At 63.4% G+C, this 26,391-nt stretch carries 28 protein-coding genes; 14 read left to right on the top strand and 14 right to left on the bottom strand.

Annotated elements, in window-relative coordinates:
- Positions 1–183 precede the first annotated feature (183 nt).
- Both secA and CN97_RS07735 read left to right on the top strand, forming a co-directional pair.
- Positions 184–2,916 (top strand): preprotein translocase subunit SecA, encoded by a 2,733-nt coding sequence (gene secA, locus CN97_RS07740; protein ID WP_035709334.1) that lies wholly within the window; start codon positions 184–186, stop codon positions 2,914–2,916.
- Positions 2,917–2,968: 52 nt separating this feature from the next.
- On the top strand, positions 2,969–3,580 hold the full coding sequence (locus tag CN97_RS07735) for a hypothetical protein (RefSeq protein ID WP_131389570.1): 612 nt from the start codon (positions 2,969–2,971) through the stop codon (positions 3,578–3,580).
- A gap of 151 nt (positions 3,581–3,731) precedes the next feature.
- Here CN97_RS07735 and radC read toward each other — a convergent pair whose 3' ends face one another.
- The 3 genes from radC to dnaK all read right to left on the bottom strand — a co-directional run bounded on the left by radC (position 3,732) and on the right by dnaK (position 7,832).
- A complete protein-coding gene (gene radC, locus CN97_RS07730; RefSeq protein WP_035709330.1) occupies positions 3,732–4,490 on the bottom strand; it encodes a RadC family protein in 759 nt (252 codons plus the stop codon).
- Between the two features lie 214 nt (positions 4,491–4,704).
- Entirely contained in the window at positions 4,705–5,856 is a 1,152-nt protein-coding gene (gene dnaJ, locus CN97_RS07725) for a molecular chaperone DnaJ (RefSeq protein ID WP_035709326.1), read from the bottom strand.
- Positions 5,857–5,921: 65 nt separating this feature from the next.
- The gene (gene dnaK / locus CN97_RS07720) at positions 5,922–7,832 is read right to left on the bottom strand and encodes a molecular chaperone DnaK (RefSeq protein ID WP_035709323.1); all 1,911 of its coding nucleotides are present in this window, start codon (positions 7,830–7,832) and stop codon (positions 5,922–5,924) included.
- Between the two features lie 214 nt (positions 7,833–8,046).
- On the opposite strand from dnaK, the gene CN97_RS07715 reads away from it, so the two are divergent.
- A complete protein-coding gene (locus CN97_RS07715; protein WP_084684036.1) occupies positions 8,047–8,760 on the top strand; it encodes an alpha-ketoglutarate-dependent dioxygenase AlkB family protein in 714 nt (237 codons plus the stop codon).
- Between the two features lie 63 nt (positions 8,761–8,823).
- Positions 8,824–9,576, top strand: coding sequence for an SDR family NAD(P)-dependent oxidoreductase (locus CN97_RS07710; protein ID WP_035709320.1), 753 nt, complete (start codon positions 8,824–8,826; stop codon positions 9,574–9,576).
- A 123-nt stretch (positions 9,577–9,699) separates the two neighbouring features.
- Here the strand turns inward: CN97_RS07710 and CN97_RS07705 are convergent, their stop codons facing one another.
- Positions 9,700–10,038, bottom strand: a complete 339-nt coding sequence (locus CN97_RS07705; protein ID WP_035709317.1) for a hypothetical protein — start codon at positions 10,036–10,038, stop codon at positions 9,700–9,702.
- A 161-nt stretch (positions 10,039–10,199) separates the two neighbouring features.
- On the opposite strand from CN97_RS07705, the gene CN97_RS07700 reads away from it, so the two are divergent.
- Positions 10,200–11,459 carry an NAD(P)/FAD-dependent oxidoreductase gene (locus CN97_RS07700; protein ID WP_051911049.1) on the top strand — a complete coding sequence of 420 codons (1,260 nt, stop codon included), beginning with the start codon at positions 10,200–10,202 and terminating at the stop codon, positions 11,457–11,459.
- 638 nt (positions 11,460–12,097) lie between these two features.
- On the opposite strand, the gene dapD is transcribed toward CN97_RS07700, so the two are convergent.
- Positions 12,098–12,925: a 2,3,4,5-tetrahydropyridine-2,6-dicarboxylate N-succinyltransferase gene (gene dapD, locus CN97_RS07695; RefSeq protein ID WP_035709313.1), complete on the bottom strand. Its 828-nt coding sequence runs from the start codon at positions 12,923–12,925 to the stop codon at positions 12,098–12,100.
- Between the two features lie 90 nt (positions 12,926–13,015).
- Between dapD and CN97_RS07690 the strand changes: the two genes are divergently transcribed.
- The gene (locus tag CN97_RS07690) at positions 13,016–13,849 is read left to right on the top strand and encodes an LOG family protein (protein ID WP_051911048.1); all 834 of its coding nucleotides are present in this window, start codon (positions 13,016–13,018) and stop codon (positions 13,847–13,849) included.
- Here the strand turns inward: CN97_RS07690 and ku are convergent, their stop codons facing one another.
- Complete coding sequence (gene ku, locus CN97_RS07685) at positions 13,850–14,650, bottom strand: non-homologous end joining protein Ku (RefSeq protein ID WP_035709310.1); 801 nt, start codon at positions 14,648–14,650, stop codon at positions 13,850–13,852.
- Positions 14,651–14,964: 314 nt separating this feature from the next.
- Here ku and CN97_RS19810 point away from each other — a divergent pair, with 314 nt between their 5' ends.
- Positions 14,965–15,738 (top strand): FadR/GntR family transcriptional regulator, encoded by a 774-nt coding sequence (locus tag CN97_RS19810; protein WP_051911047.1) that lies wholly within the window; start codon positions 14,965–14,967, stop codon positions 15,736–15,738.
- A 4-nt stretch (positions 15,739–15,742) separates the two neighbouring features.
- On the opposite strand, the gene CN97_RS07675 is transcribed toward CN97_RS19810, so the two are convergent.
- Positions 15,743–16,225, bottom strand: coding sequence for a DUF2478 domain-containing protein (locus tag CN97_RS07675; protein WP_051911046.1), 483 nt, complete (start codon positions 16,223–16,225; stop codon positions 15,743–15,745).
- Between the two features lie 152 nt (positions 16,226–16,377).
- Between CN97_RS07675 and CN97_RS07670 the strand changes: the two genes are divergently transcribed.
- Both CN97_RS07670 and CN97_RS07665 read left to right on the top strand, forming a co-directional pair.
- Positions 16,378–16,806, top strand: coding sequence for a hypothetical protein (locus CN97_RS07670; RefSeq protein ID WP_051911045.1), 429 nt, complete (start codon positions 16,378–16,380; stop codon positions 16,804–16,806).
- A 71-nt stretch (positions 16,807–16,877) separates the two neighbouring features.
- The gene (locus CN97_RS07665; RefSeq protein WP_035709307.1) at positions 16,878–17,348 is read left to right on the top strand and encodes a Dps family protein; all 471 of its coding nucleotides are present in this window, start codon (positions 16,878–16,880) and stop codon (positions 17,346–17,348) included.
- A gap of 1 nt (position 17,349) precedes the next feature.
- Here CN97_RS07665 and CN97_RS07660 read toward each other — a convergent pair whose 3' ends face one another.
- The gene (locus tag CN97_RS07660; RefSeq protein WP_035709304.1) at positions 17,350–17,601 is read right to left on the bottom strand and encodes a DUF1289 domain-containing protein; all 252 of its coding nucleotides are present in this window, start codon (positions 17,599–17,601) and stop codon (positions 17,350–17,352) included.
- Between the two features lie 199 nt (positions 17,602–17,800).
- Entirely contained in the window at positions 17,801–17,962 is a 162-nt protein-coding gene (hemP, locus tag CN97_RS20190; protein WP_084684034.1) for a hemin uptake protein HemP, read from the bottom strand.
- A gap of 371 nt (positions 17,963–18,333) precedes the next feature.
- Between hemP and CN97_RS07655 the strand changes: the two genes are divergently transcribed.
- Complete coding sequence (locus CN97_RS07655) at positions 18,334–19,158, top strand: DUF533 domain-containing protein (protein WP_051911044.1); 825 nt, start codon at positions 18,334–18,336, stop codon at positions 19,156–19,158.
- 5 nt (positions 19,159–19,163) lie between these two features.
- On the opposite strand, the gene otsA is transcribed toward CN97_RS07655, so the two are convergent.
- The 3 genes from otsA to htpX all read right to left on the bottom strand — a co-directional run bounded on the left by otsA (position 19,164) and on the right by htpX (position 22,493).
- Positions 19,164–20,597: an alpha,alpha-trehalose-phosphate synthase (UDP-forming) gene (gene otsA / locus CN97_RS07650; protein WP_035709302.1), complete on the bottom strand. Its 1,434-nt coding sequence runs from the start codon at positions 20,595–20,597 to the stop codon at positions 19,164–19,166.
- Positions 20,594–21,313 carry a trehalose-phosphatase gene (gene otsB, locus CN97_RS07645; RefSeq protein ID WP_035709598.1) on the bottom strand — a complete coding sequence of 240 codons (720 nt, stop codon included), beginning with the start codon at positions 21,311–21,313 and terminating at the stop codon, positions 20,594–20,596. The genes otsA and otsB overlap by 4 nt, the downstream gene beginning before the upstream one ends.
- A 178-nt stretch (positions 21,314–21,491) precedes the next feature.
- On the bottom strand, positions 21,492–22,493 hold the full coding sequence (htpX, locus tag CN97_RS07640) for a zinc metalloprotease HtpX (RefSeq protein WP_084684032.1): 1,002 nt from the start codon (positions 22,491–22,493) through the stop codon (positions 21,492–21,494).
- 135 nt (positions 22,494–22,628) lie between these two features.
- Between htpX and mscL the strand changes: the two genes are divergently transcribed.
- Positions 22,629–23,033 (top strand): large-conductance mechanosensitive channel protein MscL, encoded by a 405-nt coding sequence (gene mscL, locus CN97_RS07635; RefSeq protein ID WP_035709299.1) that lies wholly within the window; start codon positions 22,629–22,631, stop codon positions 23,031–23,033.
- Positions 23,034–23,115: 82 nt separating this feature from the next.
- On the top strand, positions 23,116–23,574 hold the full coding sequence (locus tag CN97_RS07630; RefSeq protein ID WP_035709296.1) for an Lrp/AsnC family transcriptional regulator: 459 nt from the start codon (positions 23,116–23,118) through the stop codon (positions 23,572–23,574).
- A 371-nt stretch (positions 23,575–23,945) separates the two neighbouring features.
- Here the strand turns inward: CN97_RS07630 and rpsU are convergent, their stop codons facing one another.
- The gene (gene rpsU, locus CN97_RS20185) at positions 23,946–24,152 is read right to left on the bottom strand and encodes a 30S ribosomal protein S21 (RefSeq protein WP_084684048.1); all 207 of its coding nucleotides are present in this window, start codon (positions 24,150–24,152) and stop codon (positions 23,946–23,948) included.
- Positions 24,153–24,264: 112 nt separating this feature from the next.
- Between rpsU and CN97_RS07620 the strand changes: the two genes are divergently transcribed.
- Together CN97_RS07620 and CN97_RS07615 are read left to right on the top strand one after the other, a co-directional pair.
- Complete coding sequence (locus tag CN97_RS07620; protein WP_035709290.1) at positions 24,265–25,008, top strand: COQ9 family protein; 744 nt, start codon at positions 24,265–24,267, stop codon at positions 25,006–25,008.
- The gene (locus CN97_RS07615; protein WP_035709287.1) at positions 25,005–25,988 is read left to right on the top strand and encodes an NAD(P)H-quinone oxidoreductase; all 984 of its coding nucleotides are present in this window, start codon (positions 25,005–25,007) and stop codon (positions 25,986–25,988) included. The genes CN97_RS07620 and CN97_RS07615 overlap by 4 nt, the downstream gene beginning before the upstream one ends.
- Positions 25,989–26,181: 193 nt before the next feature.
- Here the strand turns inward: CN97_RS07615 and CN97_RS07610 are convergent, their stop codons facing one another.
- Positions 26,182–26,388, bottom strand: coding sequence for a SlyX family protein (locus CN97_RS07610; protein ID WP_035709594.1), 207 nt, complete (start codon positions 26,386–26,388; stop codon positions 26,182–26,184).
- Positions 26,389–26,391: the final 3 nt, after the last annotated feature.

Below are 26,391 nucleotides of genomic sequence, written 5' to 3'. Positions count from 1 at the left end.
CCCTCGCGGCGTTGACACTTCAACGGGCGACCCTTACATCGCCCAAGGATTCATGGCACCGGCGCGACCGGGGCGTCCCTGTCCATTGCCCTTCCGGAGCCGTTCCGTGGGTGGTTCTAGGCAAGGCATCCCGCCCGGGCAAGGCCGGTGGCCACACGATGACGTGGGCCAAGCGGAGAAAACATGCTGGGGCTGGGTAAAATCGCCAAGAAGGTCTTCGGGACCCCGAACGATCGCAAGGTCAAGGAAGTTCGCCCGCTCGTCGCGCGGATCAATGCGCTGGAGCCTGAGTTCAAGGCCCTCTCGGATGAGGGCCTGCGGGCGAAGACGGCCGAGTTCCAGGACCGCTATGCCAAGGGCGAAAGCCTGGACGACCTGTTGCCGGAGGCCTTCGCCAACTGTCGAGAAGGTGCGCGCCGGGCCTTGGGCCTGCGGGCCTTCGACGTGCAGCTGATGGCGGGCATCTTCCTCCATCAGGGCAATATCGCGGAAATGAAGACGGGTGAGGGCAAGACCCTCATGGCGACTTTCCCCGTTTATCTCAATGCCTTGGCTGGTCGCGGTGTGCATGTCGTCACGGTGAACGACTATCTGGCCAAGCGCGACGCGGACTGGATGAGCAAGGTCTATGGCACGCTCGGCCTGACGACCGGGGTGGTCTATCCCTTCCAGCAGGACGCGGAGAAGCGCGCGGCTTACAAGGCCGACATCACCTATGCCACGAACAACGAGCTGGGCTTCGACTATCTGCGCGACAACATGAAATCCTCCATCGAGGAGATGGTGCAGCGCGACCATTTCTTCGCCGTGGTGGACGAGGTCGACTCGATCCTGATCGACGAGGCGCGCACGCCGCTCATCATTTCCGGCCCCTCGCAGGACAGGTCCGAGCTTTACAAGACCATCGATGTGCTGATCCCGGAAGTGCAGCCCGAGCACTTCACGCTGGACGAAAAACAGCGGACCGTCGTCTTCACGGAGGAAGGCAACGAATTCGTGGAGCAGCGGCTCCACGAGATGGGTGTCCTGCCGGAGGACCAGTCGCTCTACGATCCCGAATCGACCACCATCGTCCACCACGTCACGCAGGGCCTCAGGGCGCACAAGCTGTTCCAGCGCGACACGCATTATATCGTGCGGGACGGCGAGGTGATGCTGATCGACGAATTCACCGGACGGATGATGAAGGGACGGCGGCTTTCCGAAGGGCTGCACCAGGCGATCGAAGCCAAGGAAGACGTCCAGATCCAGCCCGAGAACGTCACCCTCGCCTCGGTGACCTTCCAGAACTACTTCCGGCTTTACGACAAGCTCTCCGGCATGACTGGCACGGCCGCGACGGAAGCCGAGGAGTTCGCGGAAATCTACAAGCTCGGCGTGGTCGAGGTGCCGACCAACCGGCCCATTCAGCGGATCGACGAGCACGATCAGGTCTATCGCACCGCGCGGGAGAAGTTCGACGCCATCGTCAAGGCGATCCGCGTGGCGAACGAGAAGGGGCAGCCCGTCCTCGTCGGCACGACCTCCATCGAAAAGTCGGAACTGCTGTCCAGCCTGCTCAAGAAGGAAGGCATCCCGCACAATGTGCTGAACGCCCGCCACCATGAGCAGGAGGCGATGATCGTTTCGGAAGCCGGCAAACTTGGCGCCGTGACCATCGCTACGAACATGGCCGGTCGCGGGACGGACATCCAGCTTGGCGGCAATGTCGAGATGAAGGTGATCCAGGCGCTGGAGATCGACCCGGAAGCGAACCCGGACGAGGTGCGCGCCCGGATCGAGGAGGAGCACGCGGCCGAGAAGCAGAAGGTGCTGGAGGCGGGCGGGCTTTACGTTCTGGCCACCGAACGTCACGAAAGCCGCAGGATCGACAACCAGCTCCGCGGTCGCTCCGGTCGTCAGGGCGATCCGGGCCGGTCGTCGTTCTTCCTGTCGCTGGAAGACGACCTGATGCGGATCTTCGGCTCCGAACGGCTGGATTCCATGCTCCAGAAACTGGGGATGAAGGAAGGCGAGGCCATCGTCCACCCCTGGGTGAACAAGTCGCTGGAGAAGGCGCAGGGCAAGGTGGAGGCCCGCAACTTCGACATCCGCAAGCAGCTTCTGAAATATGACGACGTGATGAATGACCAGCGCAAGGCGATCTTCAGCCAGCGCCGGGAAATCATGTCCGCCAACGAGGTGGCCGAAATCGCGGAAGACATGCGCCATCAGGTCATCGAAGATCTGGTGGATACGCATCTTCCGCCCAAAAGCTACTCGGATCAGTGGGATATGGCCGGTTTCCACGATGCCGTGCAGACCCAGCTTGGCCTCGACCTGCCGGTGAAGGACTGGCAGGAGGAGGAGGGCGTCGATCAGGAGGTGGTGCGGGAGCGGCTGGCGGCGGCTTCCGATGCCTTCTCCGCCGAAAAGGCCGCGGCCTTCGGCGACGAGACGATGCGTAGCATCGAAAAGCAGGTGCTTCTGCAGACCATCGACGCGAAGTGGCGGGAGCATCTGCTGACGCTCGAGCATCTCCGGTCCGTCGTCGGCTTCCGAGGCTATGCGCAGCGCGATCCGCTCAACGAATACAAGACCGAGGCATTCGGCCTGTTCGAAACCATGCTCGAATCTCTGCGCTCCGAGGTGACGGCCAAGCTCGCCATGATCCGCCCGCTCACCCAGGAGGAGCAGGCGGAGATGATGCGCCAGCTCATCGCGCAGCAACGCACCCCGCAAAATGCGGCGGCGCCCGAGCTGGTGACGACCGCAGATGACGCGCCGCTGAATCAGGCGGAGCCGGCGCCGGTGAGGGTCGAGGCAAGCGGCTTTGATGAGGCCGATCCGGCGACCTGGGGCAATCCCGGCCGCAATGATCCCTGCCCCTGCGGGTCGGGCGAAAAGTTCAAGCACTGCCACGGCCGGTTCATCTGACCGGCATGTGCCCACGCCCCGGAGGCGGGTCGCGGGCCTCAGGGAGATTGCCGTGCCCCCCTTACGCCGTGTTCTGCTGGCCGCAGGTGTTGCCCTTCTCCCCGGTGGAGCATGGGCCTGTACGCCGGCATTGACGCTTACCCCCGCAGCACCGGCGTCTGTCAGGGTGACGGTGGAGGCGGATTGTGCGCCGGGTACACGTATCCTTGTCGCGCAGGATGCTTTCGTGGTTACGGAGCGGCTGGACGCGAGCGGGCATTTTTCAGGTGCTTATCCGGCGCTTTCGCCGGCGGTGGAGATCACCGTGACGCTACCTGATGCCCCCTCCGTTCTGGCGCGGGTCGAGGTGCCGACGGCCACGGCTTACAACCGTTTCGTCTTGCAGTGGCTCGGGTCGGGGGAGCCGGAGCTGGCGGGGGCCGCCCATTTCGGTGCCGAGGATGTGGCTTTGCCGCTTCGCGCGCTCGTCCTGTCCACGCGTGCGTCGGATAATCTGGCGCCCGAAGTGGTTCTGCCGGTCACGACGGAAACCTGCGGCCGCGATCTCATCGGCGAAACGCTGGTGGTCCGGCGCGGCGATATCGAGCGTCGCGATCTGACGGTTACCCTTCCCGCTTGCGACGCTTCGGGGGAGCGGCTGCATCTGCGGGGGTTGGCTGGCTGACGGCCTGTGGCGGCGCCGCGATCGGTTCTGATCTGTGCTGCGGCTAAGCCACGGCCCCGTGCTTCGACCCCTGCCAGGTCTACCCTGACCGCATGATCACTTCTGACAATGCCACGCCGCCGTTACGCGCAGAGCGCCTGCGGCCCTGGCATCACTGCAGATACCCTGCCGAGCGGAAGCTCACCTCCCGCGCCTTGCCGATGATGAGATGGTCGTGCAGCGTGAGCCCGAGGGCTTGTGCCGCGGCGGCGATCTGCGCTGTCACCGAAATATCGGCATCGGAAGGCGTCGGATCCCCGGATGGGTGGTTGTGCACGAGGATCAGGGCGGAGGCGTTCAACTCAAGCGCCCGCTTCATCACTTCGCGCGGATAGACCGGTACGTGATCCACCGTGCCCCGCGCCTGCTCCTCATCCGCGATGAGCGTGTTCTTCCGATCGAGAAACAGGATGCGAAACTGCTCCGTCTCCCGGTGCGCCATCGCGGTACGGCAGTAATCGAGCAGCGCGCTCCATGACGACAGCACGGGGCGATGCATGATGCGGGCCCGGGCCATGCGATGCGCCGCTGCCTCCACGATCTTCAACTCCTGCATCACGGACTCTCCCACGCCGTCCACCGCTTTCAATCGCGGCAGGGGAGCCGAGATTACGCCGTTGAAATCGCCGAAGGCCGCCATCAACCGGTGTGCCAGCGGCTTTACATCCTGCCGAGGAATGGCACGGAACAGTACGAGCTCCAGCAGCTCATAGTCCGGCATCGCTGCGGCACCCCCTTCGATGAACCGGTGACGCAGGCGCTTGCGATGATCGCGGATATAGGACGGCAGCCTGTCGGGCAGCGGAAGCCCCTCGGCCTCATCCGGGTCGAGGAGCAGGGGGAGGGGGGCTTCCTGAAACGCGTGGGTCATGGGCCGACTGTGCCCAAGCGGCATGAATAAAGCGTTAAGGGTCTGCCGAAAAATGCCGGATCGCGGTCACGCGCTATCGAAACCGCAGCGCATCGCAGCGTTATTCTGGTCCCGCTTGGACAACCCTAAAGCTTTCCGCGGATGTGCCAGCTCCGCTGTTCGACCAGACTGTCTCGGAGGCATCCTGCTGATGGAAGAGGGGGCTTTCGCCCCCTCACCCCTTCATTCCGTCCCAGAAATTCTTCACCTTCGTAAAGAAGGAGGAGCTTTCGGGATTGTTGTTGGCGTCGATCTCCTCGAACTCGCGCAGAAGCTCCTTCTGGCGCTGGGTGAGGTTGACCGGCGTTTCCACCGTCAGCTCGATCAGCATGTCGCCGTGGTTTCCGCCGCGGAGCTGGGGCATCCCCTTGCCGCGCAGCCGCATCTGACGCCCGGACTGGGAGCCTGAGGGCACCTTTACGCGGCTCCGCCCACCGTCGATCGTCGGCACCTCGATCTCACCTCCAAGTGCCGCGGTGGTCATGCTGACCGGCACGTGGCAGTGCAGGATCTGGCCGTCGCGCTGAAAGATCGGATGATCGCGCACCTCGATGAAGATGTAGAGATCGCCCGTCGGCCCGCCGCGCAACCCGGCCTCGCCCTCACCGGCAAGCCGGATGCGGGTGCCCGTCTCCACACCGGCGGGGATGTTGACGGAAAGCGTCCGTTCCTTTTCCACCCGGCCGGCACCATGACAGACCTTGCAGGGGTTTTTCACGATCTGGCCGGACCCGCTGCAGGTCGGACAGGTCCGCTCCACCGTGAAGAAGCCCTGCTGGGCACGGACCTTGCCCATGCCTGAGCAGGTGGGACAGGTCACGGGTTCCGCGCCGCCTTCGGCGCCGGTGCCGTGGCAGGCCTCGCACGCGGCGGAAGCCGGTACCGTGATCGTCTTCTGAACGCCGCTCCACGCGTCTTCCAGCGTGATCCGCATGTTGTAGCGCAGGTCGGAACCACGTTGCGCGCGGGAGCGCGGGGCGCCGCCCTGACGGCCCCCCATGAAGTCGCCGAACAGATCCTCGAACACGTCGGAGAAGGCGGAGGCGAAGTCGCCGCCCTGATAGGCGCCACCGCGCCCGCGGGCCGCGCCGCCCATCCCCCCCTCGAAAGCCGCATGACCGAAACGATCGTAGGCGGCTTTCTTCTGCTCGTCCTTCAGTGTTTCATAGGCCTCGTTCACCTCTTTGAACTCGGCCTCTGCATTCGGATTGTCGGCGTTGCGGTCGGGATGAAGTTCCTTGGCCTTCTTGCGATAGGCCTTCTTGATTTCCTCGGCCGAGGCGCCCTTCTCGACGCCCAGAACCTCGTAGAAATCCCGCTTTGCCATTGAAATTCCCTTTCAAACACGGTCAGGCCCGGCCGAGGGCCGGGCCTTTCCGCATTCCGCGCCCGTTACGAGCGCTTGTTGTTGCCCAGATCCTCGAAGTCCGCATCGACGATGTCATCATCATCGCGCGTCCCGGCGGGGCCTTCTTCCTTCTCCGCCGCTTCTTCCTGGCTGGCCTTGTAGATCGCCTCGCCCAGTTTCATCGCAGCGTCGGTCAGGTTGTGGATACCGCCCTTGATCTTGCCGGCATCTTCGGTCTTGAGCGACTCTTCCAGCGCGCCAATGGCCAGTTCGATCGCCTCCACGGTGGAGCCGTCGACCTTGTCGCCATGATCTTCGAGCGACTTCCGGGTGGAGTGGATCAGCCCCTCCGCCTGGTTCTTGGCCTCGACGAGTTCCTTGCGCTTCTTGTCCGATTCGGCATTCGCCTCAGCATCGCGCACCATCTTCTGGATCTCGTCATCCGACAGACCGCCGGATGCCTGGATGGTGATCTTCTGCTCCTTGCCGGTGCCTTTGTCCTTCGCGGACACGCTCACGATGCCGTTGGCGTCGATATCGAAGGTCACCTCGATCTGCGGCATGCCGCGCGGCGCGGGAGGGATCTGCTCCAGATTGAACTGGCCGAGGATCTTGTTGTCCGCCGCCATTTCCCGCTCGCCCTGGAAGACGCGGATCGTCACGGCCGACTGGTTGTCCTCGGCGGTGGAGAAGATCTGCGACTTCTTGGTCGGGATCGTGGTGTTGCGGTCGATGAGCCGGGTGAATACGCCGCCCAGCGTCTCGATGCCCAGGCTCAGCGGAGTCACGTCGAGCAGGACCACATCCTTCACGTCGCCTTGCAGAACGCCGGCCTGAATGGCCGCGCCGAGCGCCACGACTTCGTCCGGGTTCACACCCTTGTGCGGCTCCTTGCCGAAGAACTTGGTCACTTCCTCCACGACCTTCGGCATCCGGGTCATACCGCCGACCAGGACCACCTCGTCGATGTCGCCCTTGGAGACGCCGGCATCCTTCAGCGCGTCGGCGCAGGGCTTCATGGACTTCTTGATGAGATCATCCACCAGCGACTCGAGCTTCGCACGGGTCAGTTTCATGACCATGTGGAGCGGCGTGCCGGTGTTCTTGTCCATCGAGATGAACGGCTGGTTGATCTCGGTCTGCTGGCTGGAGGACAGCTCGATCTTGGCTTTCTCCGCGGCTTCCTTCAGCCGCTGAAGTGCCATCTTGTCCTTGGTCAGATCGACGCCATGCTCTTTCTTGAACTCCTCGGCGAGGTAGCTCACGATGCGCATGTCGAAGTCCTCGCCGCCGAGGAACGTGTCCCCGTTGGTCGATTTCACCTCGAACAGACCGTCGTCGATCTCAAGGATCGTGATGTCGAAGGTGCCGCCGCCAAGGTCATAGACGGCGATGGTCTTCGTTTCCTTCTTGTCGAGCCCATAGGCCAGAGCGGCCGCCGTGGGTTCGTTGATGATGCGCAGCACCTCAAGGCCCGCGATCTTGCCCGCGTCCTTGGTCGCCTGACGCTGAGCGTCGTTGAAATAGGCCGGCACGGTGATGACGGCCTGCGTGACCGTTTCGCCAAGATACGACTCGGCGGTTTCCTTCATCTTCTGCAGGATAAAGGCGGAGATTTGCGAGGGCGAGTATTTCTCGCCATGCACCTCGACCCATGCGTCGCCATTGCCGCCGTCCACGATGTTGTAGGGGACGAGCTTGCGATCCTTTTCGACTTCCGCGTCGGTAACGCGGCGACCGATCAGGCGCTTCACAGCGAAAACGGTATTGGCGGGGTTGGTGACGGCCTGCCGCTTGGCGGCCTGTCCCACGAGGCGTTCGGTGTCGGTGAAGGCGACGATCGACGGGGTCGTCCGCGCGCCTTCGGAGTTCTCGATCACCCGGGGCTGCGACCCGTCCATGATGGCGACGCAGCTGTTGGTTGTCCCGAGGTCGATCCCGATGACTTTGGCCATGTATTTACCTCTTCCTTCGGCGATTATTGGAGTTCGGAGCCGGACTTCGGCCTCCGCTCCCCGATCCCAGTGGTTCGCCGGGAGATACCCTCCCGACGGCTCAAGCGGTATATAAGGAGGGTGAAATAGCGCTGCAAGCGGAGCGCCCGGCAAACTCGCGGCAAAACGCGCGACAGGGCCGAGCTGTATCATGGGCTTCGTGGGGGAGGAACAAATGCCGAAACGCGACCCGTCATCCATTCGGTCATCGGAGCAGAAGCAGGGGTCTGATCCGCCGCCGCCGCCGGGTAAAGCCGCGTCCGACGCGCCGCCGATCGTCCCCCCGGTCGCGATCCGGGGCTTCCTGCTCCACCGTGACTTTCTGGACCGGACGAGCCAGGAGGCGATGGTGGCGGACCTTCGTGCCGTCGCGGGAGAGGCACCCTTCCTGCGGCCCGTGACGGCCTGGGGCAAGCCCATGTCGGTGCAGATGACGTCTGCCGGGCGGCTGGGCTGGGTGACGGACCGGCGCGGCTATCGCTACGAGCCGCTGCATCCGGGCACGGGGGAAGCATGGCCCGCGATTCCCGACGGCATCCTCGCCGTCTGGCGCGCGGTCTCGGGCACAGGGCGGATGCCGGACAGTTGCCTTGTCAACTTCTACGGGGAATCGGCACGCATGGGCCTGCACCAGGACAAGGATGAGGGCGATTTCCGCTTCCCGGTCGTCTCCCTTTCGCTTGGCGACGAAGCGTTGTTCCGCATGGGCGGCACGACGCGGGAGGAGCGCACGGAGTCGGTCTGGCTCCGGTCCGGCGATGTCGTGGTGATGGGAGGGGAGGCGCGGCTGGCCTATCACGGGATCGACAGGATCCGCTTCGGTTCCTCCACGCTTCTGCCGCAGGGCGGGCGGATCAACGTCACGCTCCGCTGCGTCACTTCGGCATGAATGCGGCGATGACGTGCCAAAGCTCTATGTTTCGGGCGCAGACATCCTGAAAGGAGACGTGTCATGGCTGACGCCAAAGGTACGGAGTTCGACGGCAAGGTTGCCATAGTCACCGGGGGCGCTTCCGGTATCGGCGCGGCGGTGGTGCGGGAACTTGCTGCGGGCGGGGCAAAGGTCGTCGTCGCCGACATGGACGAGGACCGTGCCGCAACGCTCGCGTCAGAGGTTGGCGGCAAGGCTTTCCGTGTCGATGTGACGGATGCGGAGGCCGTTCGCGCCATGGTCGCCTTTGCCGAGGCCGAATTCGGCGCGCTGCATCTTGCCGTCAACAATGCCGGGATCAGCGGCCAGCACCCCGCTCCGCTCGGTGAATATGACGTGGATATCTGGCGGCGCGTGATCGACGTGAACCTCAACAGCGTGTTCTACAGCCTCCGCCATCAGCTGCCGGCCATCGAGCGGGCAGGGGGCGGCGCGATCGTCAACATGGGCTCCATCCTCAGCTCGGTCGGCACGGAAGGAAACCCGGATTATGTGGCAGCGAAACATGGCGTTATCGGCCTGACCAAGACTGCTGCGCTAGACTATGCAACGCGCGGCATCCGTGTGAACGCGGTCGGTCCCGGCTATATCGAGACGCCGCTGCTGACCCATATGGACAAGGCCACCCATGACCACCTCATCTCCCTGCATCCGATGGGGCGGCTTGGCCGTCCGGAGGAAGTGGCGGCGCTGACCTGCTTCCTGCTCTCGGATCGTGCCTCGTTCATCACCGGCAGCTACCATCTGGTAGACGGAGGCTATACGGTGCCCTGATCCTCGCGAGGCTCTGGTGGAGACCCGGCCGCTGCCTTCGGGGCGGCGGCGAAGCGGTCGTTTCTGCTTTGCCCGGCCCTGCTTTGCCCGGCGAGTCGAGAGGATCTCTGCCGACTTGCGCGTTCAACCCTTGTCGAAATAGGGCTCAAGCTGTGCGATGACGACCGCGTTCTCCGCCAGCGCCCGCTCCATAAGGGCGCGCTCCTCGGCGGGCACGTCCTGCCCGGCGGCGAGGCGTTCATCCAGCGTGCCATAGCCGGAGACATCGAGTGGCGCCATCTCCGCTTGCCGGAGCACGGCGACCGTCTCGCGCACGGCTTCCGCCTCGTCCACCCCGCTGGCATAGACGATCAGCCCCGCGCCCGATGAACCCTCCGGCAGGCCGTCGCCCGGACGGCGTCCTACCTCCACCACCAGCATATAGACTTGCTGAGGGCGCTTCTGCTTTTCCGTATCGGACATCTCTACCCCTCACGTTTCAGGTGGCACCGGGATGGCTGCTCCAGCGACATTTCCCGCAATAGGCACAGCAGTGCCCGGACACAACCATTGCCTTGCTGCCGCAGAGGAACCGGGCGCGGGAACGGGCGTTCGGGCGGAGCGGTTCGCACAGGAGAAACACCGTGGATGACGGACAGACCGAGCACTCCCCCTCCCCGGGCGGCGATGCACCTACCGAACAACGCCCGCTCCACCGCGACCGGCCGTTCTGGGCGGCAACGCCGCACCGCAAGGCGCCCGCCACGCGGGAGCCTTCGAGCCGGCACTATGACGTGATCGTCATCGGCAGCGGGATCAGCGGGGCGCTGGTGGCGGAATCGCTGGCGGACGGGGTGCGGCGTGTGCTGATCCTCGATCGTCGCGACCCGGTCGAGGGCAGCACACTCGCCAGCACGGCGATGATCCAGCATGAGATCGACGTGCCGCTTCACGTGCTGGCCCGCAAGATCGGGGCAGAAAGGGCGGCGCGGGCATGGCGGCGCTCCGCGCGCGCCGTGGAAGATCTGCGTCTCCGCGTGGAGCGGTTGGGGATCGACTGCGCCATGACGGCAAAACAGGCCCTTTACCTTGCCGGTGACGAATATGGGTCGCGCGCCCTGCAGATGGAGACGCAGACCCGGCATGACGCAGGAGTTGCGGCGGAGTATTTGAACGCGACCCTGCTTCAGGAGCGCTTCGGCCTCAGCCGTACTGGCGCCATCGTGTCCGACTTCTCCGCCTCCGCCAATCCGGCGCAGATGACGGCGGGCCTGCTGCGCGCGGCCATGGCGCGGGGGGCGGAACTGGTCTCGCCGGTCGAGGTGACGGATGTCGAAGAGCGGGGAGAGACCGTGATCCTCGCTACCTCGGAGGGGCGCATTCTGACGGCGGGGCATGTGGTCTTCTGCACGGGTTACGAATTCCTGAAGGTCATGGAAAGCCCGGCTCATCGGATCATCTCCACCTGGGCGCTCGCCTCTCAACCGGACATGGCGCGGCCTGACTGGCTGGACGGCTTTCTGGTCTGGGAGGCCTCCGACCCGTATCTCTATTTCCGGACCGCGAGCAGCGGGCGGATCATTGTGGGGGGCGAGGACGAGGAAAGCGCCACCGCCTTCGCAGACCCCGTGAAGGCACAGAGGAAAGCGCGGCGGATCGTGGAGAAACTCGCCGATCTGACGGGAATCGACATCGGCGAGCCAGCTTACGCCTGGTCCGCGCCTTTCGGAAACACCACTACCGGGCTGCCGATCATCGACCGTGCGCCGGGCGCGGAGCGGGTGCATGTGGTGATGGGCTTCGGCGGTAACGGCATCACCTTTTCTGTCATCGCCGCGGATATCGTGCGCGGCCGGATCGAAGGGATAGAGGATCCAGACGCCGATCTGTTCCGCCAGCCGTAATCGGGGCGTCCGCCGGCGGCAACGGCGGCGGGGAAAGCGGGCTTTCCAAGGCAACGGAGGTACAGCGCTTGATTCCGTCGCCCAGGAGGGAGCGTCGCTTGTCGGAATACCGCTCTCGGGCAATCCTTAAGTGAGCCAAGCGACCGTGCGACGAGCCATCTTCCGAGACGTCACCCTTTAGCGGCGAATCACGCATAGCGAGCAGGGAGGCGACGCCGCTCCTCCTCTGCTGCGAATTGCGCCTCCAAGACCTGGCAAGACCTGGTTTTAGCAAGCTGATCCGCTGTCGAGGACACCTGGATCACCGACGCGCCGTTGAACCTCGGCGAACCAGCCCTGACGCTGGAACATCGTCGGACTCGGGCCGGGACATGCCTTCTCCGCCTTCACCGGCATGGCGCCTGCCTCGACAGGGTTTGCAGCGGGGCAATGACCTGGCCGTCGTCCGGTGTCTGCGGAGCTTTGCGCCCGGCAGACATTGGTCTCCGTCTGTCGGTGGGAGAGGCCGGTAGCGCGACGCTAGACGCTGGAGAGCCGTCTTCACCCCAGTGGTCTCAGCGATGGACGCCACCCCATATCCCCCATGCGACACCTCCTCCCGCGTCGAAGGCGGGAGGGGCTCACATGCAAGCGGCAGATCAGTCCCGCAGCAGTTCGTTGATCGACGTCTTGGAGCGGGTCTTGGCATCCACGCGCTTCACGATCACCGCGCAATAGAGATTGACGCCGTTCTTCGAGGGAAGGGAGCCCGAGACCACGACGGAACCCGCCGGAACCTCGCCATACATCACCTCGCCCGTTTCGCGGTCGACGATCTTGGTGGACTGCCCGATGAAAACGCCCATGCCGAGCACCGAGCCTTCGCGGACGATCACGCCTTCCACCACTTCAGAGCGGGCACCGATGAAGCAGTTGTCCTCGATGATCGTGGGGCCGGCCTGCATCGGCTCCAGAACGCCGCCGATGCCGACGCCGCCGGAGAGATGCACGTTCTTGCCGATCTGGGCGCAGGAACCAACGGTCGCCCAGGTATCCACCATCGTGCCCGAATCGACATAGGCCCCGAGGTTGACGAAGGAGGGCATCAGCACCACGCCGGGCGCGACAAAGGCGGAGCGCCGCACGATGCAGTTCGGCACGGCGCGGAAACCCGCGGCCTTCCACTCCGCTTCCTGCCAGCCGTTGAACTTGGAATCCACCTTGTCCCACCAGCCGCCGCCCTGCGGCCCGCCCGACTGCATTTCCATGTCGCGCAGCCGGAAGCCCAGCAGAACGGCCTTCTTCGCCCATTGGTTCACATGCCATTTGCCGTCGGCCTGCCGCTCCGCGACCCGCAGATGTCCCTTGTCCAGTGCTTCCAGCGTCGCTTCGATCGCGTCGCGCTGTTCGCCCCTCGTGGCGGGAGTGATGCCGTCGCGCGCCTCCCAGGCGGCTTCGATGGCGGTTTCAAGCGCGGCATTCGACATGGGGATGATGCTCCGATTTCTATGGCTCGACCGGGGCCAAGCCTATAGACCGCCCACGGCAGGCACGCAACGCAGCCGAAAGGACGGGCCATGACGCAAGATCCGGACACCCCCCACAGGATAGATGGAACGGATCGTCAGCACCCGTTCCGGGACAGCCGTCAGGATGCCCGGGCGGTGGAGGAGACGCCCGACACGCCGCAGACGCGTGCGCCTGCCTACCGCTTGGCCTTTACCGATACCGATTTCCTCGTGCGGGAGGAGCTGCGGCCGGTGCGGCTGCAGCTCGAACTCCTGAAGCCAGAGATGATTCTGGCGGAGCGGGGCATCCGCTCGACCATCGTGCTGATGGGCAGCGCGCGGATCCCCCGTGAAGGGGAGGCGGGGCCGGCGGCGGCGCTTGCCGGCTGGTATGATGTCGCGCGCGATCTGTCGCGGCAGATCACCGAGGAGAGCCTCAAGACCTACGGTCATGAATCGGTGGTCATGACGGGCGGCGGCCCGGGTATCATGCAAGCGGGCAACGAAGGTGCGTCGGAGGCGGGCGGCCAGTCCATCGGCCTCAATATCGTGCTACCGCATGAACAGGCGCCGAACCCGTTCGTCACGCCGGACCTGTGCTTCAATTTCCACTATTTCGCGATCCGCAAGATGCATTTCCTGATGCGGGCGCGGGCTGTCTGCGTCTTTCCTGGCGGTTTTGGCACGCTGGACGAACTCATGGAATGCCTGACGCTGATCCAGACCGGGCGGATGCAGCGTATTCCGATCCTGCTCTTCGGGCGGGACTTCTGGGATCGTGTCATCAACTGGCAGGCGCTGGTTGACGTGGGCACGATCGCGGAAAACGATCTGTCGATCTTCAGCTATGTCGAAACGGCGGAAGAAGCGATGGCGCTCCTGCATCAGCGGCAGGTCTTCTGATCAGCGCTTCTTCCCGCCGGAGAGCGAACGTTTCAGCGCATCCATGATGTCGATGACCTTGCCTTCCTCCTCCGGCTCGCTCGGGGGAGAAGCAGGTTTCCGGGTCTTGCGCGCCGGCTTGCGCTTGGCTTCAATCATTTCCAACAAACGCGCCTGAACGGGGTCATGAACGATCTCCGGGGTCCAATCGGTCTTCCGCGTATCGATGAGTTTGGTGATCATCTTAAGAAGATCGCTGTCCGGCGTCTCCGGTTTCTGTTCAAAGTACTCGCTGGGATCGCGCACCTCATCGCCGTAACGGAGCGTCCAGAGCATGATCCCCTTGCCCTTCGGCACCAGGAGAACCGGCCGCTCCCGCCGATAGAGCACCAGCCGCGACAGCCCATAGGTGCCGGTGGCCTCCATCGCGGCGCGGATCACGGCATAGGCCTCCTCCGCCACCTTGTCATCGGGGAGCAGATAGTGGGGGGTATCCAGCCAGACCCAGCCCACATTCTCCGACGGCACGAAACGGTCAATGGAAATGGTGTGCGTGCTGTCCAGCGCAACCGATTCGATCTCGGCATCCTCCAGCAGGACATAATCATCCTCGCCCTTCGGATAGCCCTTCACCTGATCCTTCTCTGGAACTTCTTTTCCCGTCTTTTCATCGACATAGCGGCTTAGCGTGGGGTTTCCCGTCTTTGCGTTCACCGTGTTGAAGCGCAGCTTGTCAGCCTCGCTCGTCGCGGGAGTCATGGCGACCGGGCATGTGACGAGGGAGAGCTTCAGGTAGCCTTTCCAGAAGGGACGGGGTGCCATCTTCTACCTATCTGCCATGGAGACTAACCGCCCATAACGCAGCGGAAGGGGCCGTGTTCCCGGTCAAGCGCAAGTTTTGGGTTGCTTATCGATCAAATTTGCGCGACATCCGCCGGAGGCGACGAAAACATTTTCGTATAGAAAATTTCTTTCTCATGTTTCTCCAGCCTGTTTTTTAATCAAGCATTCTAGAATTTGGTGAGAATATCTTACCTTTTCTTTTTAAGTTCCTGTTCTTGAAGAAATTAGCATTGATTTTATATTCAACTTTGAGAAGGATGTTTTGGGTACGAAACAACTTTGTGGAGAGTAAGATGGCGAAGACAACGAGACGTTCCGCGAGCAAGGCAGAGGCACTTGCGGATACGCTCCGGCTCGCCATTGCTTCTGGTGAGTTCCCGGCCAACTCGCTCCTTCCCGGTGAGGTAGAGTTGATGGAGCAGCACAATATCTCCCGCCCCACCTACCGTGAGGCCATCCGTGTACTGGAGGCGGAGGGGCTGCTCACGGTCGAGCGCGGGCCGCGGGGAGGGACGCGCGTTCTCCGGCCGACCATCGAGCCGATTGCACGCCAGATCGGGTTTTATTTCCAGATGCAGCGCATGACTTTGGGGGAGGTGATGGATTATCGTCTCCAGACGGAGCCCGCTGCCGTTCACCACATCGTCAAGGCGCGGAACTTCGATGCCATAGAGGCGCTGCGTGCCTGCATGGTCGAACAACGGGCAGCGATCTCCCGGAACAATCCCGCGGAAGTCGCCGTGGCCTACAATGAGCTGGACGATGAGTTTCGCCGGACACTCGTCAAGCATTCCGGCAACGGCATCACGGAGGTCTTCGGCGAGATTCTCGACGAAGTCATGACGCGCCATCTGGAAAACCGGGCGAATGCAACCCGTTTTGCCGAGGAAGACGTCGCAGGCCGTTATGAGGCCGGTGTCGGAACCAAAATGAAGCTGATCCGTCGTGCCGAAGCGGGCGATGCCGATGAGGCGGCGAATGTCTGGCGCCTCTATCTCAACGCTTATCGTGAGCGGATCGAGGAAATGGGCCGCCATCGCACCAACCTGATGCCGATCGCCTGCTGAACGCCTACCTGCAACTCTTCTTTTCAAACGTTGCTGCCCAGTCTGACACCGCCTCTCTGGAGCAGGGGAGCGTTTCACCCATCTCACCCGCGTAAGCAAGCCAGAGCGCCAGCCGCGTATCCGCCACGGCGAGCAGAACCGGTATTCCAGCTTCTACCGCAGCTTCCAGCACAGGGCGGAAGCCGAAACCAGCGGCCTCGCTGTCACCGAAGCGATTGAGCACCACAAGAAATGGCGCTGGGTCAAGGTGTGCTGCCAACCCCGCCGCTGCCTGATCGAGCGCCGCGGGATCGAGCCTGCATCCGCTGCCGGCAGGGCCACCCAGAGGCACCAATGCCCCATCCGTCAGATCCAGCAGCGCCAACCCGCCATCCTCCCGCCGTGCCTGTACATAGCCCCGCACCCCGGGGATGCTGTCTAAAGCGGAGCGAATGACATCGTCCGGTGACTCTCCGGCGCGATATACAACGGTTGCAAGGCGTGCCATGGGCGATTCTCTTCCTTGCTGGTCGAGCCATCGGGCTAGGCCTAGAAGCTAGCTCCGGTGCACGGTTTTGTCAGGCAAAGAGCCTCGTTTTTCTTTACTCGCGGTTATGTTGACTGTATCAGTCAACCATCTTGGAATGGAACGCGAGTCTCATGGCCGTCGCAGCTCTTCTTCACGCACCTGACGTTGCCGCTCCTCAGGCTGAGGAGCGCGATGTTCAGTTGACCGCAGCGCTGAACCGGCTGAGGCTGCTTTCCCTCCGGTGTCGCGCTGCGCGCCGGATCGATGTCTTCTCTGCCTGCGCCCTCCTTGCCATGGATCGGGTGGAAGCCGCGCAAGCTTTTGCTGAGGCCCTGCTGCGGGCCTTACCCCAGGCGACCGGCAAGCCATTGAATTTCCTGTTCCCCGGCGCCAGAGAGCGCTCCTTCGATGAAAGCTGGCTCCTGCGGTTGGTGGAGGCTGTCCGGCATGGGGATGGCGACAGCACGACCTTTCTCATCGCGTCGCAGGTGCGCAAGCCCTACCGTCGCCAGATTGCCTATCTGGCGAAAGGTCTCGCCGAAGGGCTGGACACAATTTAAAATCATTCTAAATTGAGGGTCATGGCAAGCGGATGCCAGCCATTGATTCGCAACTCGAAAGGAATGAGAACATGTCGCAAACGGCTGCCAACCTGAGCGAAAGTGCGCAGGCCGCCATAGCTGACGCCCTGAACCAGGCCGTCGCGGAGACTGTCGTCACCACGATGCTCGCACAGAATTTCCACTGGAACGTCAAGGGGATGTCCTTCGGGCCGCTGCACCAGCTTTTCCAGAAGATTTATGAAGATCACTTCGAGGGTCAGGATGATCTGGCCGAGCGTGTCCGCGCCATCGGTGCCCATGCCGAAGGCCGTCTGGCCGATATGGTCAAGCGCTCCAAGGTCGATGAGCATGACGGGCATGCCAGCGCCGAGGATATGATCCGTATTCTGCTGAACGCAGAGCGGACGGTGACGGAAACGCTTGCGGGCGTTGCCTCGATTTCCGAAAGCCATGGCGACCTGCTGACGCAGGATCTGGCCATCGAGCGGGGGCGCGTCCACGAGAAATTCGCGTGGATGCTTCAATCCCACCTCGAATGAGTCAAAGCCCGGGAAGGGTGGGCATCTCGATGCCCTTCTTCCCGCATTTGCGAGCATAGGCGCGTCCCCAGGCAGGAAATTTGCCAAGGTCGCGCTGCTGATGCACCAGCATGGTCAGGAAACCTTGCTGGTGTTTTTCTTTCTTGAGCTTCTTGAACAGAGACTTCTGCTCCTTGGTCATCGAGCAGGCGATGCAATGTCCCGCGCGGCGGAATTTGCAGACGCTGAGACAAGGAGAGGGCAGCTTTGTCATGAGAGGCTCCTTCGAGCGCGACACGCATCCGAAGTGACCGGTTAGCAGCAAGCCACGGCCTCTTGTCAAGCTCGGCAAACGCAAGAAGCCCCACGATCTCCGAGGAGACGGATCGCAGGGCTTCTGAAGGCGCTATACAGACAGGAGCCTGTCTGCGCCTATCCGGCATGTTTCCGGGAGGGGGACGCCGGCTTTCCGATCACTTGGTGAGGATGAGCTTGCCCGCCTTGGTGATCCTCAGGGAATAGACCTGTCCATCAAGGACGATGCGCGCCTGCACGCCCCCGGAGGTCAGCAGGTGTGCGTCGTGGACGGGGATGGAGTCCTGCAGCGTCAGCGTGCGGGAGACGGTGGCATTCATGGCATCCTCTCAAATCTGTCGAGAACCTGGTCAAGTGGGCGTCCGCCCCCAAAGGCAAGAAGCAGGAGCCGGTACAGCTCCCCCAGCGGAGTGGAAGGCGCGCCTTCCCGAATTTGCCGGTGATCCGGCCAGAACAGGATCTCAGGTTTCATTTTCCGTACTCCGACGGAGGGTCTATTCCGGGCTGACCTGTTCGGGCGGCTAGGACTGATGATGAAACTGAGCGAAACAGTCGGGAATGTCAAACGAGTTTTGTCGGGAATTAGCCGATGGAAGTTTTTTGCTTCTTCTGCGACAAGTTCACCGCCAAAGCTTGCGCTTTCAGAAGATTGTGCCACCCTTCTGCCGGCAATCTTAGACAGGAGGTTCAGTTGCAGCAGACCTCGATAAAATCCATGTTCGACAGCCTTTTGGGCCAGCTCGCCGGTGATACCGGGATGAGTCGCAGCCCGGCTGGTGGGCAGAATGCCGGCGCCGGGGCAACTTCCGGGGGCAGCGGAGGTCTGGGGGATCTGCTCTCCAGCCTGACGGGCGGAGGGGCAACGACATCTTCCGGCCGTTCTGGCGGCCTGTCGGAGATGCTGGGCGGCCTCGTCGGCGATCAGGGCTCTTTCGCCAAGGGCGCGGCCGCAGGTGGCCTTGCCGGAGCCCTTCTGGGTGGCAAGGGGCTGGCCAAGGGGGCGGTCGCTGCAGCGATCGGCACGCTTGCCTACAAGGCCTATAATGACTGGCAGGCAGGCAGGGCACCGGCCAGCGCTGATGGCTCGGCAACGCAACTGCAATCGGCCGCGGCGCTGGAGGCATTGCCTTCCCCGCGAGGGACCGATTTCATGCCCGATGATCCCGAGGAATTGGCGGAGAAGTTGGCGCGCGCCATGGTCGCCGCTGCCAAGGCGGACGGGGAAGTCACTCCTACGGAGCGCGCGCGGATCACCGCCGCCTTGAAGGAGCGGGGCTATGACGATGGCGCTGCACAGGTCGTGACCGAAGAACTGGCGGCCCCTCTCGACGTCGGGCGGATCGCGGCCCTTGCCGCCAACGAGGCGGAGGCGGCAGAAATCTATGCGGCCTCTTTGCTTTCTGTCGATCCGGAAGGCGCGGCGGAGAAGGGCTATCTTGCCATGCTGGCGGCACGATTGAAGCTCCCCCCGGATCTCGTGGCGCATCTTCACGCCAATGCGGGCGCGCTGGCCTGATCGCGTCAGGCCGGATTGGCGGTTTCCGGGGCATCCTGCGGCAACGCCGCCCCGGAAGGCCGTTCGACCTTTGCGAGTGTGCCGAGATAGTCGCGGCACCAGTGATGCACATCATAGGCGCGGAGCCTGTCCATCATGGCGCTCCAGCGTTCCGTGCGCTCCTCCAGCGGCATGGAGAGCGCGCGGGCCAGAGCATTGGCGGTGGCATCTATATCATACGGATTGATAAGCAGAGCCTCCACCATCTCCCGTGCCGCGCCGGCGAAGCGTGAGAGGACAAGCACGCCGGGATCCGCCGGATCCTGCGCGGCCACATATTCCTTGGCGACCAGATTCATCCCGTCCTTCAGGGGCGTTACGAATCCCACCTGCGCCACCCGGTAGAGACCCGCCAGCACCGGACGTTTCAGCGACTGGTTTATGTAACGTATCGGCGTCCAGTCCACTGCGCCATTGTCGCCGTTCACGCGCCCCGCCTGCGCCGCGACCGCCTCCTGCATGGTTCGGTATTCCGGCACGTCGGAACGGGACTTCGGCGTGACCTGAAGAAAGGTCACCTCCCCCCGGAAATCCGGATGACGCTTCAGGAACCGCTCATAGGCGTCGATGCGGTTGGGGATCCCCTTGGAATAGTCCAGCCGGTCCACCCCGATGATGAGCCGCCGGCCATGCAGACTGCGGAGCAGGTCGCGCACCCCCGGCTTGCCCACGGAAGCGCGCGAGAGATTGGCGAACTCCTCCGTCTCCATGCCGATGGGAAAGGCGCCCACGCGGAACTGCCGGCCGTAGGCCACCGCTTCTCCGTCACCGAGAAGGCTGCCGCTGCCCTCGCGCTGCAGGCAGCCTATGAAATTGTCCATATCGTAATCGGTCTGGAAGCCCACCAAGTCATAGGCGGAAAGCCCGGAAAGCACCGCCTCATAGACCGGCATGGCAAAAAGAATATCGGCCGGCGGCCAGGGGATGTGGAGGAAAAAGCCGATCCGGTTCTTGACCCCGCGCTGCCGCAACTCCTCCGCCAGCGGGATGAGGTGATAGTCATGCACCCAGATCGTGTCGTCCGGGCGGAGCATGGGCACGAGCTGATCGGCAAAGAGCCGGTTCACCCGGAAGTAACCCGCCATTTCCCGACGGGCATATTCCGCCAGATCGACCCTGCCGTGAAAGATCGGCCACAGGACCCGGTTGGCAAAGCCGTTATAGTATTCCTCGACGTCGGTTTCCGTCAGGTCCATCAGCGAATAGGCGATACGACCCTGTTCGCGAACGGTGACGCGGACATCTTCGGTATCCGCGACCGCCCGTCCCGACCATCCCATCCAGATGCCGCCCTGATCGCGCAGCGCGGCGTGAACGGCGACTGCAAGCCCACCCGGCGGCGGATTCCCATGCTTGTCGGGGAGCGGTACGCGATTTGAAACGACAACGAGCCTGCTCATGGGGCGATCTCCGCCAGCAGGGCGCGAAGTGCCGCGGGCGAGGGGAGCCGCTCCGTCGCCGCGCTGGCCTCCAATGTCTGTCCTATACGGATACCGCGTCCGCCCCTCTCCGCCACCAAGCGGAACATCGCCTCATCCGTTAGGTCGTCTCCGATGGCGATCGGCAGCCGGCCCTGGAATGCGGGCTGCGCGAGGAACGCGGCGACCGCAGTACCCTTGTCGCCGGAGGCGGGGCGCAACTCGACAACCATCTTGCCGGACTGGAGCTGAAAGGCATCGCCCGCAGTCGCCAGCGCCGCCGCCATCTCGCGTCGGACTTCAGCTTCCGCCTCGGGGAGCGCCCGATAGTGCAGCGCAAAGGCGAGGCCCTTGTCCTCAAACAACACGCCGGAGTGGCTTTCGGCAAAGCGGGCGGCCTCGGCCTTGGCGGCAATATAGGCGTGTGGCGGCGGCGGCTGATCCGCGCCCCGTAATTCTGCCCCGTGCAGGCCGGCGATCGGCAGACTGGCCGGCGCGAACATGGCCTCTGCCCGCAGCAGCGCTCGCCCGGTGACCAGCGCGAGCGCTCCGCCCAGCAGGCTGGAAAGGCGGGTGAGGCGGGCGGGGAGTTCCTCCTCCACCACGATACTGTCAGGGCTGTCGGCAAGATCAACCAACGTCCCGTCAATGTCCAGGAACATGGCCCAGCGGTCTGAAACGGCGGGAAGCGACCTCAACGTGGCTTCCGCAGCGGCAACCGGGTCAGAGAGGGAGTCCCGGTCCGTGACCGGGGGTGGCGTCTGACTGATCTGCATAAGGGGAAACTAGGGCGACCCCCCGTTTCGGCAACCGCGAAGCAGTTATTTTGCACCCGCAGCAGGCATTTCATGCATTGCGTGGCGGGTGTCGCTCAAGTCAGCTCGGCCAGTTTCCTCCGGGTGGCCGTTTCGCGCCAGACCGCGGGATGCGGCTGCTGCTCAGTCCAGTATCGGGGCCAGTATCGGTTCCAGCATAGGGGCCAGCATCGGATGCAGGTCTCGCCTGCGGCGGCGCAGGTCTTGGCGCTGGCGCATTTCCCATACGTGATGCCATCTCCCTGAGGGCGGCAACCCGGTTCGCGGTGGAGGGGTGGGTGGAAAACAACTTGTCGCGCTGAAAGGCATGCAGGGGATTGATGATGAACAGTGGCGCCGTGGCCGGATTGCGCTCCGCCGGGACGTTGTCGATCCGGCTGGCATAGCCCTCGATCTTCTGAAGGGCAGAGGCGAGCCAGAGCGGCTGGCCACAGATCTCCGCGCCTGTTCGGTCCGCTTCATACTCCCGCGTCCGGCTGATTGCCATCTGCACCACGGCCGCCGCCATAGGGGCCACGATCATGGCGATCAGGCCGCCGAGTGGGCCCGCGGAGCTGTTGCGATCACGCGGCATGAACAGCGCAAAGTTGCCCAGCATGGAAATCGCCCCGGCAAAGGTTGCCGTCACCGTCATGATGAGCGTGTCGCGGTGTTTCACATGGGCCAGCTCATGCGCGACGACGCCCGCCACCTCTTCCATCGTCAGCGCCCGCAGGAGGCCGGTGGTGACGGCGACCGCGGCATTCTCCGGGTTGCGGCCCGTGGCAAAGGCATTCGGCTGGTCGTTGGGCAGGATGTAGAGCTTCGGCATGGGCAGACCGGCTCGCGCGACAAGCCCTTCCACCATATGATAGAATTCAGGCGCGGCGCTCGGATCCACGGGCTGGGCCGAATAGGCCTTCAGCACCATCTTGTCTGAATTCCACCAGGTGAAGACGTTTGTCAGCGCCGCGAAGATCAGCGCGAAGATCATGCCGCCTTGTCCGCCCAGCAGATATCCGACGCCCATGAAAACCGCCGTCATGGCGGCCATCAGAAGCGCTGTCTTGGCATATCCTGTCATCTGTCGTCCCCGCAACGGATTGTGAGAGAGATATGTGGTTCTTGATGCGAGTGTTGACAAACAACACGAGGGGTTCAACTTCTTTCGCAGGCACCGGCGGCCCCCTTTCCGCCGACCATCCGATTGGAGCAGAGAATGCTGAAGGAATTCCGGGACTTCATCGCGCGCGGCAACGTGCTCGACCTTGCTGTTGGTATCATCATCGGTGCCGCATTCACATCTATCGTCAATTCCGTGGTTGCGGATCTCATCAACCCCATCATCTCCCTCTTCACCGGTGGACTGGACTTCTCGGGACTGTCGATCGCCCTGGGCGAGGGACCGAATGCCGCGCAATTCGCTTACGGCAAGTTCATCATGGCGGTGATCAACTTCCTCATCATCGCCTGGGTCGTGTTCCTGATCGTCAAGGGTGTGAACACGGCACGCAGATTCGCGCATCTGGATGGCAAGGACAAGGAAGAGAAGGCCGAAGATCCGCCGGAGATCAAGCTTCTCACCGAAATCCGCGACGAACTGAAAAATCGCCCTGCCGTCTGATGCAATAACCTCTTCGTCGGGGGCGGAAATATTGGTAGGCTCTACCGGATTTTCCGCTCCTTTTCGAAGAAGTTTGCGCTGAATGGAACTTGATGCGACGGACCGTCGAATTCTCATCGTCCTGCAGAAGGAGGGGAGGATCTCAAACTCCGATCTGTCGGAGCGTGTGAACCTATCTGCTTCCGCCTGTCACCGTCGTGTGCAGCGGCTGGAGCAGGAAGGCTATATCCGGGACTATGTCGCATTGCTGGACGAGCGCCGCATGGGGGTGCCCACGACGGTCTTTGTCGAGATCACCCTCTCCGGTCAGGCGGATGAGGTGCTGGAAGCCTTTGAACGCGAGGTTGCGCGCGTCCCCGATATTCTCGAATGTCACCTGATGGCGGGGTCCGCGGACTATCTGCTGAAGGTCGTGGCCTCCGATACGGAGGACTTTGCCCGGATACACAGGCAATATCTGGCGAAGCTGCCGGGAGTCTCACAGATGCATTCCTCCTTTGCGCTGCGCACCGTCTTTCGCACCACGGCGATTCCCGTATAGGCACCTCCGGCCGATCGCCGGCGTGGGCAACTCGCGCCCCGACGATCACCGGGCGATCACCCGGTTCGATACCGATCGAGATAATTGGTAATCCTGTTTCGAACTGCGGCACGCGATCGGCATTCATGGGAGCTCCCTGTCCTGGCCAACGGAAGGTAGCAGGGCCGATTGGCCCCCTGGGTCACTGCCCGGCATACGCCTTCATACGGGCCCGGCATATGGGGATGACCCGCGCCATCCCCGCTCAGGGAAAGGCTCCCGTCGCAGAGGCGTTCCTGCTCTGGCAATGGCGTTGCCTGCGCAAAAGAAAACCCCCGCGCAAGAAGCAGCGGGGGTTCGGCAACCATGAGGTTACCCGTCGCGTCAGAGGCTCAGAGGAGACCCTCGCGCTGCGCCTTCTTGCGAGCCAGTTTACGCGACCGGCGAACGGCCTCGGCTTGCTCGCGGGCCTTCTTGACGGAAGGCTTCTCGAAGTGCTGCTTGAGCTTCATCTCACGGAACACGCCCTCGCGCTGAAGTTTCTTCTTCAGAGCGCGCATGGCCTGTTCGACGTTGTTATCGCGAACGCTTACCTGCATGTGGTTGTCACCACCTTTCTGGTCTAGGGTTTCTGTCAGGTGCAGGACGCCGCTCCATATCAGGGGGCAGAGGGGTTGTCTACCGCGCCTCGCAAGGAAAAGGGGAATTGCCATGACCGAGACTTCTTCCGGTTCAGCTCACTCTATGGAAGAGATCCGTGAACGCCTTCTGGACGCGGCGCTGCCGCATGTCGTCTTCGATGGCTGGACCGCCGTCACCTACAAGGCGGCCGTGGATGATTCGGGAGTCGATCCGACGCTCGCGCGTATGGCCGCGCCGCGCGGTGCAATCGACCTTGCCCACGCTTTCCACGTCCTTGGCGACAGACGCATGGCAGAGGCGCTGGCGACAAGCGACCTTTCTGCCCTGCGCTTCCGCGAGCGCGTTGCAAAGGCCGTCATGCTGCGCCTCGAACGCGCAGGCGACCGGGAGGCCGTGCGCCGCGGCATGACGCTCTTTTCGCTGCCCCAGCACGCGGCAGAGGGATCCCGGCTGGTCTGGGAGACGGCGGATGCGATCTGGACAGCGCTCGGCGACACGGCGGACGATCTGAACTGGTACACGAAACGCGCCAGCCTTTCCGGGGTCTTCGGCGCGACAGTGCTTTACTGGCTCGGCGACGAAACACCCGACAGCAGCGCCACGGCGGCATTTCTGGAGCGCCGGATCGACGGGGTCATGCGGATCGAGAAAACCAAGGCTTTCCTGCGCAAGACGCCCGGCTTCAATCTGCTGATGAGCGGCCCCGACTGGCTCGCACGGCAGGTGCCTTCTCCCGACCGGTGCCGGAGGGACGGACTGCCCGGGCGTCGATCCCGAACGGCGCCCGGCCCGCTTGGGAGGACGGCACAATGAGCCGTTCCATGCGTGCTGTAGAGATATCTCGGCCCGGCGGGCCGGAAGTTCTGCGCCTGGTGGAGCGTCCGATTCCGCAACCGGGGTATGGAGAGATCCTGATTCGCGTGGATTATGCGGGTGTGAACCGTCCTGATGCCCTGCAACGTGCCGGGAACTACGCGCCGCCGCCCACCGCCTCCGATCTGCCGGGGCTGGAGGTATCGGGCCATGTCGTTGCCGTCGGGCCGGGAGCGCAGCGCTGGAAGGCGGGTGATGCCGTCGTCGCGTTGACCCCCGGCGGCGGCTACGCGGATTACGTCGTGACCCATTGGGGTCAGGCGCTACCCGTGCCGGAGGGACTTGATCCTGCCGCCGCCGCCGCGCTCTGCGAGACATTCTTCACCGTCTGGACCAATGTCTTTGGCCGGGGAAAGCTGAAGGCAGGCGAGCGGTTCCTTGTCCACGGCGGATCCTCCGGCATCGGCACGACGGCCATCCAGCTTGCCCATGCCTTTGGCGCGCGGGTCTTTGCCACGGCGGGGAGCAAGGAAAAGTGCGACGCCTGCCGTGCTCTGGGTGCGGAGAGGGCGATCAACTACCGGGAGGAGGATTTCGTCGCCGTGCTCAAGGGCGAGGGCGGGGCGGATCTGATCCTCGACATGGTGGGGGGCGACTATATCCCCCGCAACCTGCGCGCCCTGGCGGAGGATGGCAGGCTGGTGCAGATCGCGTTCCTCTCCGGTCCGACGGCGGAGGTGAACTTAGGCCTGCCGATGCGGCGGCGGCTGTCCGTCACCGGATCGACGCTCCGGCCGCTTTCCGATCTCAACAAAGCGCGAATCGCGCAGGGGCTTGAGGCGTCGGTCTGGCCGTTACTATCGGCGGGCCGTGTCGCGCCGGTGATGGATTCGGTCTTTCCGCTTGAACAGGCATCGAAGGCGCATGAGCGGATGGAAAGCTCAGCCCATATCGGCAAGATCGTCCTGAAGGTGGCGTGAGGCGGCCAGCGGGCGTCCGGTCTGCACGTCGTATGACGCGGGCCTGCGCCGCCTGAAGGCGGTGCGGGCCTGACCCGGGCGCTCCGACAGACGCAACATGCTGCGGCCGATCCTGTACGGGCACACCTTGGCAGCCGCTGCCTGGCAAGGGGCGGCGGCCGGGGTCTGGTTTCATCCGGTGAAAGCAAGGCTTTCAGTAATGCGGCGGCTTCTGGTCTGCGAGCGGGATCGTGCCCCCGGCCTGCATCTCGCGCTCCGCCTCCCGCTCCATCAGGAGGGATACGAGCCGCGTCAGGCGGGTGACATCACGGGACTGAGCACTCATCACGTCCGACAGATCTTCCACCGTACGGGTGAGGTGGGCGATCTGTTCCTCCGCTCGGGTAAGGCGGTCATCCATAAT

The organism is Haematobacter massiliensis (assembly GCF_000740795.1).
In the GTDB taxonomy this organism is placed as follows: Bacteria; Pseudomonadota; Alphaproteobacteria; order Rhodobacterales; family Rhodobacteraceae; genus Haematobacter; species Haematobacter massiliensis.
Note: the sequence above shows the minus strand (reverse complement) of the source record. Positions and strands in the feature narration are given on the sequence as shown.

What these genes read in the sequence shown, in the direction of transcription:
- secA (WP_035709334.1), top strand. Translation starts at nt 184, where the DNA reads ATGCTGGGGCTGGGTAAAATCGCCAAGAAGGTCTTCGGGACCCCGAAC.
- radC (WP_035709330.1), bottom strand. Translation starts at nt 4,490, where the DNA reads ATGACCCACGCGTTTCAGGAAGCCCCCCTCCCCCTGCTCCTCGACCCG.
- dnaJ (WP_035709326.1), bottom strand. Translation starts at nt 5,856, where the DNA reads ATGGCAAAGCGGGATTTCTACGAGGTTCTGGGCGTCGAGAAGGGCGCC.
- dnaK (WP_035709323.1), bottom strand. Translation starts at nt 7,832, where the DNA reads ATGGCCAAAGTCATCGGGATCGACCTCGGGACAACCAACAGCTGCGTC.
- CN97_RS07715 (WP_084684036.1), top strand. Translation starts at nt 8,047, where the DNA reads ATGCCGAAACGCGACCCGTCATCCATTCGGTCATCGGAGCAGAAGCAG.
- CN97_RS07710 (WP_035709320.1), top strand. Translation starts at nt 8,824, where the DNA reads ATGGCTGACGCCAAAGGTACGGAGTTCGACGGCAAGGTTGCCATAGTC.
- CN97_RS07705 (WP_035709317.1), bottom strand. Translation starts at nt 10,038, where the DNA reads ATGTCCGATACGGAAAAGCAGAAGCGCCCTCAGCAAGTCTATATGCTG.
- dapD (WP_035709313.1), bottom strand. Translation starts at nt 12,925, where the DNA reads ATGTCGAATGCCGCGCTTGAAACCGCCATCGAAGCCGCCTGGGAGGCG.
- CN97_RS07690 (WP_051911048.1), top strand. Translation starts at nt 13,016, where the DNA reads ATGACGCAAGATCCGGACACCCCCCACAGGATAGATGGAACGGATCGT.
- ku (WP_035709310.1), bottom strand. Translation starts at nt 14,650, where the DNA reads ATGGCACCCCGTCCCTTCTGGAAAGGCTACCTGAAGCTCTCCCTCGTC.
- CN97_RS19810 (WP_051911047.1), top strand. Translation starts at nt 14,965, where the DNA reads ATGGCGAAGACAACGAGACGTTCCGCGAGCAAGGCAGAGGCACTTGCG.
- CN97_RS07675 (WP_051911046.1), bottom strand. Translation starts at nt 16,225, where the DNA reads ATGGCACGCCTTGCAACCGTTGTATATCGCGCCGGAGAGTCACCGGAC.
- CN97_RS07670 (WP_051911045.1), top strand. Translation starts at nt 16,378, where the DNA reads ATGGCCGTCGCAGCTCTTCTTCACGCACCTGACGTTGCCGCTCCTCAG.
- CN97_RS07665 (WP_035709307.1), top strand. Translation starts at nt 16,878, where the DNA reads ATGTCGCAAACGGCTGCCAACCTGAGCGAAAGTGCGCAGGCCGCCATA.
- CN97_RS07660 (WP_035709304.1), bottom strand. Translation starts at nt 17,601, where the DNA reads ATGACAAAGCTGCCCTCTCCTTGTCTCAGCGTCTGCAAATTCCGCCGC.
- hemP (WP_084684034.1), bottom strand. Translation starts at nt 17,962, where the DNA reads ATGAATGCCACCGTCTCCCGCACGCTGACGCTGCAGGACTCCATCCCC.
- otsA (WP_035709302.1), bottom strand. Translation starts at nt 20,597, where the DNA reads ATGAGCAGGCTCGTTGTCGTTTCAAATCGCGTACCGCTCCCCGACAAG.
- htpX (WP_084684032.1), bottom strand. Translation starts at nt 22,493, where the DNA reads ATGACAGGATATGCCAAGACAGCGCTTCTGATGGCCGCCATGACGGCG.
- mscL (WP_035709299.1), top strand. Translation starts at nt 22,629, where the DNA reads ATGCTGAAGGAATTCCGGGACTTCATCGCGCGCGGCAACGTGCTCGAC.
- CN97_RS07630 (WP_035709296.1), top strand. Translation starts at nt 23,116, where the DNA reads ATGGAACTTGATGCGACGGACCGTCGAATTCTCATCGTCCTGCAGAAG.
- rpsU (WP_084684048.1), bottom strand. Translation starts at nt 24,152, where the DNA reads ATGCAGGTAAGCGTTCGCGATAACAACGTCGAACAGGCCATGCGCGCT.
- CN97_RS07620 (WP_035709290.1), top strand. Translation starts at nt 24,265, where the DNA reads ATGACCGAGACTTCTTCCGGTTCAGCTCACTCTATGGAAGAGATCCGT.
- CN97_RS07615 (WP_035709287.1), top strand. Translation starts at nt 25,005, where the DNA reads ATGAGCCGTTCCATGCGTGCTGTAGAGATATCTCGGCCCGGCGGGCCG.
- CN97_RS07610 (WP_035709594.1), bottom strand. Translation starts at nt 26,388, where the DNA reads ATGGATGACCGCCTTACCCGAGCGGAGGAACAGATCGCCCACCTCACC.